Genomic DNA, 3,721 nt, shown 5'->3' on the forward strand with positions numbered 1-3,721 from the left:
CAGCCCGGCAGCGCGGCGCTGCGTCAGATGGTCGACACGCAGGTGCTCGAGCGCTTCGCGCCGCCCCACGTGGTAGTGAACCGCGAGGGCGATATTGCCTACTACTCCGCGCGCACCGGCAAGTATCTGGAGGCCGCAGCGGGCGTGCCCAGCCGCCAGATCTTCACGATGGCCCGCAAAGGCATCCGCCTTGAGTTGCGCACGCTGTTTCGTGAGGTCGTGGAGTCGGGCCGTGCCATCACGCGCGACGGCATCGTCGTCGAGGAAGAAGATGGCCGCGTGCAGGTGATCAGCCTGACCATCGAGCCGCTCGGCAGCCGGCCGGCGCTCGAGTCGCTGTATCTGATCCTGTTCATCGATCAAGGCCCGGTTCTTAGCCGCGAGGAGGCGCTCACCCGCGCCCAGGCAGCCGACAACGGCACCGCCCTGCAGATGGAGCGGGAACTGCGCGAAACGCGCGAACGCCTGCAATCGATGATCGAGGAATACGAAACCGCGTTGGAGGAGCTCAAGTCCTCGAACGAGGAACTGGTGTCGGTCAACGAAGAATTGCAGTCGACCAACGAGGAAATGGAGGCGTCCAAGGAAGAACTGGTCTCCCTCAATGAGGAACTGCACACGGTCAATACCGAACTGAACGGCAAGATCGAAGCGCTCGACCGCGCCAATAACGACCTGCGCAACCTGTTCGACAGCACGGCCGTGGCGACGGTCTTTCTGGACCGGCAACTGGTGATTCGCAGCTTCACCCCTGCCATGACGGAGGTGTTCAACATCCGTCAGAGCGACCGTGGCCGACCCATTACCGACCTGGCCACGCCCCTCAAGCTCAACGGTTTCGATCAGGATATCGCCACGGTGGTCGCTACCGGCGAAATCATCGAGCGGCGCATCGATAGCGGGGACGAGGAACTGCATTACCTCATGCGCCTCGCGCCCTATCACAATGGCGACGCCAAGGCCGACGGGGTCGTCGTGACGTTTTTGAACGTGACCGGCCTCACGCGAGCAGACCGGCGCCAGAAAGTGCTGGTCGCGGAACTGCAGCACCGCACCCGCAACCTGCTCGCCGTGGTGGAATCCATCGCCTTGCAAACGCTCGCCAAAGGCGCTCCGCTGGAAGCTTTTACCACCCGCCTCGCCGCGCTGGGCCGCCTGCAGGGGCTGCTCGGCAAGGCTACCAATGAGCAAATCGATCTGGGCGACATCGTGCAGATGGAGATCGAGACGATTGTCGGCGCGGGCACGGGCAATATCGCTATCTCTGGGCCGGCAATCCCGCTCACCCTCGAATACGTGCAAAACATCGCATTGGCGATCCACGAACTCGCCACCAACGCCGTCAAATACGGTGCGCTCAGGAATGGCCAGGGCAAGCTTGAGGTGCGCTGGTGGCTCGAACAGGAAGCTCAGGACCGTTCCTTGCTGGTGCTGGACTGGCGCGAGCGTGGTTTGCCCCAGCCGCCGGACTCGACCCGGCGCGGCTACGGGCGGCAATTAATCGAGCAGGCGCTGGCTTTTTCGCTGCGTGCCAAGGCCGAACTTGTCTTCAACGAAGACGGCGTGGCGTGTCGGATCGCCATGCCGTTCAAACCTGAGCGGCGCAGGAACCTCGATTGATGTACCTGGAGACAACCATGGCAGTTGGCAGTGAGCTTCGGGGACGGCGGATCCTGGTCGTCGAGGACGACTACCTCGTTGCTCAAGCGCTCTGCGGACTGCTGGAGGAAGCCGGTGCCACGATCGTGGGACCGATCGGCTGGGCCGACGAAGCGCTCGCCTTCGTCGAAGCAAACCAGCATGCCTTCGACAGCGCGGTGCTCGACGTCGATCTGCACGGCGAGAAGTCTTATCCGATTGCGGACTGGCTGGCCGGGCGCGACGTGCGCTTTGTCTTTACTACCGGTTATGGCGCCGATGCAATCGAGCCGGGCTACCTCGCTTATCCCCGCTGCGAAAAACCCTTCGACATACGCACGCTGTTTCAGGCGCTCACCGACGCTCACCCGAATTGACCGGCATTCAGGGGCAAGCGCAACCGCTCGCGACACGGCCTCACTGGTGAGAGCCCATTAAATCCTTTCGACATGCTTGCGGTCATTCTGACAGCGATCATGTCCGGATACCGGCTCATATGACTGATGGCGCGTGGCCGGGCTTACGCCACGCGCGGAAGCGTTACGGGAGTTTGCATAGCAGGCCTGTCGTAACCCACTGTAATCTCCCGAGCGGTCACGCCCTTCAGAAACCAGGGTCGCTCACATTACACTCCACCGCATGGCTCTACCCGCTTCGTTGTCGACGGCCCCGCCTCTTATCGCAAGCTGCTACGCCACGTTGCCCCCATGCCCGTATTGCAGTGTTCGTGCGGCATGCCATCGGATTGTCAGGTGCATCGCGAACCGCGTTGCCAGCATCGCGACAGATTGTCAACGAGGCATCGGATGGTGACAACGCGAGCGAAACGTGGCACTTTTCCGCAGTTGCGTGTCGTTCCGACCCCCAACGGCCAACCCAATCACCCATTGCAGCACCCGTTCAGTTTTCGGAGATTCTTATGAGTGAAGCCGTGTCCAAGCAGCCCAGGCGCTCCCGCGGCAGGATCATCCTGATCGTCATTGTGCTGGCGCTGGTCGCGATAGTCGTGATTCACCTGCTTCATCAGAAGAAACCCGCACCGAAGGCCGCGCCGCAAGTCGTAACGGTTGCCCCCGCAACCACCGGTCCAATGCCGGTGGTGTTGAACGAACTGGGCACCGTCACCCCCGTCGCCACCGTGACCGTGCTGCCGCAGTTGAGCGGCTATCTCACCGCAGTGGGCTATCACGAAGGCGAAGAGGTCACGAAGGGGCAATTCCTCGCCCAGATCGACCCGCGCCAGTACGAGATTTCCAAACAGCAGTCGCAAGCGACGTTAGCCAAGGACAAGGCTTCGCTCGCGCAGGCCCGCTCCGACCTCGTGCGTTACACCGACCTGAACCAGCGCAAGTCGATTGCCGAACAGACCTTCGCCGATCAGCAGTTCCTCGTGCAGCAGGATGAGGCCGCGGTCAAGTCCGACGAAGCCAACATTGCGCAGTTCGACCTCGATCTCGCCTATTGCCATATCACCGCGCCGGTGGCCGGACGCGTCGGCCTGCGCCTGGTCGACCCGGGTAACTATGTGACGGCATCGTCCTCGCCTGGCATCGTGGTGATCACGACTGTCAAGCCGACCACAGTGCAGTTCACTGTCCCACAAGATTCGCTTGCTTCGGTCATGCAGCGGCTGAGCACGGGCGCGAGCCTGGCCGTTACCGCCTACAGCAGCGACAACAGCAAGCAGATTGCCACCGGCACGTTGTACGCCGTCAGCAACCAGATGGCGACCGCCACCGGCACCGTGACGTTGCGGGCCACCTTCGCCAACGACGACGAGGCGTTGTTCCCGAACGAGTTCGTGAACATCAAGCTGCTGGTCGATACGATGCAAAACGCGGTGCTGGTGCCGACGCCCGCTGTGCAGACCGGCGCGCCGGGAGACTACGTCTACCTGGTCAACGCCAACAATACGGTGTCGGTGCACAAGATCACTATCGGACCGAGCGATGGCAAGAACACGGTCGTGCTCTCGGGCCTCGAAGCCGGCAACACGGTCGTCACCGACGGCATGGACCGGCTGAACGACGGCGCCGCCATCAAGCCCGTTGCGGCCAAGGCGGCCTCAGGCGCGGCATCCGCA

At 62.5% G+C, this 3,721-nt stretch carries 3 protein-coding genes; all 3 read left to right on the forward strand.

Annotated features, from left to right (window positions below; all coding sequences use genetic code 11):
* On the forward strand, nucleotides 1-1,620 hold a 1,620-nt coding region (locus WCA85_RS23655; RefSeq protein ID WP_424067281.1), incomplete at its 5' end, for a PAS domain-containing protein.
* Nucleotides 1,621-1,637: 17 nt separating this feature from the next.
* Nucleotides 1,638-2,015: a response regulator gene (locus tag WCA85_RS23660; RefSeq protein ID WP_424067282.1), complete on the forward strand. Its 378-nt coding sequence runs from the start codon at nucleotides 1,638-1,640 to the stop codon at nucleotides 2,013-2,015.
* Nucleotides 2,016-2,557: 542 nt separating this feature from the next.
* A partial coding sequence (locus tag WCA85_RS23665) for an efflux RND transporter periplasmic adaptor subunit (RefSeq protein ID WP_424067283.1) occupies nucleotides 2,558-3,721 on the forward strand: 1,164 nt, incomplete at its 3' end.

The organism is Paraburkholderia sp., from assembly GCF_049581445.1.
Classification (GTDB): domain Bacteria; phylum Pseudomonadota; class Gammaproteobacteria; order Burkholderiales; family Burkholderiaceae; genus Paraburkholderia.

Bases quoted from the DNA above. Each gene is read 5' to 3' on its own strand.
- WCA85_RS23660 (WP_424067282.1), top strand. From the start codon at position 1,638: ATGGCAGTTGGCAGTGAGCTTCGGGGACGGCGGATCCTGGTCGTCGAG.